At 65.6% G+C, this 2,478-nt stretch carries 1 protein-coding gene and 1 pseudogene; both read right to left on the bottom strand.

Features of this window, described 5'->3' with window-relative positions:
* Positions 1 to 25 precede the first annotated feature (25 nt).
* Positions 26 to 298 (bottom strand): annotated as a pseudogene (locus tag ACFZAX_RS35380) (transposase); the annotation flags it as partial.
* Positions 299 to 422: 124 nt separating this feature from the next.
* On the bottom strand, positions 423 to 1,853 hold the full coding sequence (gene ltrA, locus ACFZAX_RS35375) for a group II intron reverse transcriptase/maturase (RefSeq protein ID WP_390967082.1): 1,431 nt from the start codon (positions 1,851 to 1,853) through the stop codon (positions 423 to 425).
* Between the last annotated feature and the right edge of the window lie 625 nt (positions 1,854 to 2,478).

Raw genomic sequence — 2,478 nt, 5'->3', positions numbered from 1 at the left:
TACTGAGGTTTAACTCGTGGTGTCGTCAGTCGGTTCTGATGGTCAGGCCGGTCTCGGTGAGGCAGCCGTCGATGAGGTTGCTGCGGTACTGGATGTGCCGGAGACCGCTGCGGACCGTGCGGATGAGATGTTCTGGCGTGGAGAAGGCGACGTTGGAGAGCCAGCCGCGACGTAGCAGGGACCAGATGCCCTCGACGGGGTTGAGGTCGGGGGCGTAGGACGGCAAGTAGAGGATGGTCAGCCAGTCACGGGATTCGGCGAACTCCCGTAGACCTGCGGCCTTGTGGACGGTGAAGTCGATCCGGGGCGCGGTTCCGGTCTTGTCGACCGGCCCGTTTCCCCAGACCGCTTCCCGCACCCGGCGTGCCCGTTTCCGAGCACCGGGCGCTCCACAAGTCCTGCTCAGAACTCGTGTGTTGTCCTCATTCCAGGCCGGGCCAGGGGGTCGGGATGACTGTTCCCCGGTAGCGGTAACGCGTAGTGGTTACCTTCGCGGGGTTGAACAGTGGCCTTTCCTCCGAGGCCGGCCACCATCCGACCTCGCAGTAGCGGCGGCGGAGGTCCTTCCAGGTGGACCGGCGGTGTTTGCGGCGCAACCAGCTCCCGACCTGGCGCCACGTGTAGTAGCTCAGGTAGGCGAAGGTCGCGCTGGACACGCCGGGCCGGAAGTAGACGCACCAGCCCTTGAGCGCCGGGTTGAGCTGACGCAGCAGGGCATCGAGCGGCTGGCTCGTGTCCGTTGTCCGGCACATCGTCCTGACCTTGCCGGTCATGGCCTTGACAGCCTTTCCGGACGGATAGGTGTAGATGTAGTGCCGGTCACTGCCTCGTTTCCGGTGGCGCTGGATGCGCCAGCCGAGAAAATCGAGGCCCTTGTCGATGTGGGTGATCAGGGTCTTCTCCGGCGACAGGCGCAGGCCCATCCTGGACAGGACCTCTGCGATCTCCTCCCGAAGGACTTCGGCGTCTTCGTTCGTGCCCGCCACCATCAAGCACCAGTCGTCCGCGTAGCGGACGAGCCGGTAGTTGGGCAGGCGGTGACGACGGCGCTTGGCCCTTTCCGTCTGGCTTGAGGCGGGTCCGCCAGGGCCTCGGGCGATGTGCTCGTCCAGGACCGTCAGGGCCACATTGCTCAGCAGCGGTGAAAGGATCGAACCCTGCGGGGTTCCAGCGCGGTTCTCTCGAAGCACGCGGTCCTCGCCGAGGATGCCTGCCTTGAGGAACGCCTTCACCAATGCCAGGACGCGCGTGTCCCCGATTCGTTCCCGCGCCCGGCCCATCAGAGCCGGATGGGAGATCTCGTCGAAGCATGCCGTGATGTCGCCCTCGACCACCCACTCATAGGAGCGGGACGCGAAGTAGCGGACCTCGGCCACGGCGTCATGAGCGCGACGGTTCGGGCGGAACCCGTAGGAGCACGGGTGGAAATCCGCTTCGAAGATCGGCTCCAGCACCAGCTTCAAGGAAGCCTGCACCACTCGGTCGGCAATGGTGGCGATCCCCAGGCGGCGCAATTTGCCACCCGACTTCGGGATCATCCGTTCCCGTACCGGCAGCGGGCAGAAACTGCGGTCCTTGACCTGCGACCGCAGCCCGTCGAGGAAATCCACGACGCCCTGCCCGGCCTCAATGGAACGGGCCGTGCGCCCGTCCACTCCGGCCGTGCGGGCTCCCTTGTTGCCCCGCACCCGGTCCCACGCGACCAGAAGGAACGCGGGATCGGCGACGAGGTTGAACAGATCATCGAACCTGCGACGAGGGTCATCACGGGCCCAACAGTGCAGCTTGGTCTGGATCTTCAGTACCCTGCGCTCCGCTCCGAACAGAACGGAGTCAAGTTCGTCGGTGTTCACCGGCGACAGCCTCCTGACCTTCCAGTACGTCCACTACTGACTTGCTGATCTCCTTCGCCATGTACGCGCCTCTCGCGCGCTCGGACTACTACGAGACCTCCGCCCCGCCTGACGGCCCTCAGTCGGCAACGGACCTGCCCGCCGCCGGACTGGCTGTCCGGTGGGAAGGGCGACCGTAGGCGGTTCCCACGTTCACCACGGAATCGATCAAGGAGGGAGGTGTCCGCCTCTACCCCGACAGCTTCGCCATGCCTACGCCGCAGGCTTTCGGCATGACCTCCCCACCGGGCCTCAAAACCGGCTTCGGAGTTGAACGCCACCCAGATGGGTGACGGCTCACGCGCTGCAACCCGGCCCGTATCCATCAGATTTGAGCCGAGCGGGACACTTACGGGGCGTCGGACAGCGGTTCCTCTCGTACACCTTCTCCTCGCTGCTTGCCGGACCCGGGCCGTCTGACAGTGCCGACCCGTCCCGTCGTTGTCAGGGCTGCTTCCCGCCGCCACCTGCGTTCCTAGGAGGCGGCTGCCCTCAGCTTCACCGGACGGCTGCGACCGTTCGGCGGTAGGGTCCTTTCACCCCCACTCGATTCCGTAGCGCCTCGTGGCGCACTTGAGGTTGTCCC

This window comes from Streptomyces sp. NPDC008125 (assembly GCF_042957125.1).
GTDB lineage: Bacteria > Actinomycetota > Actinomycetes > Streptomycetales > Streptomycetaceae > Streptomyces.
The sequence above is the reverse complement of the archived record's forward strand: the minus strand, read 5'-3'. Positions and strand labels throughout refer to the sequence as shown.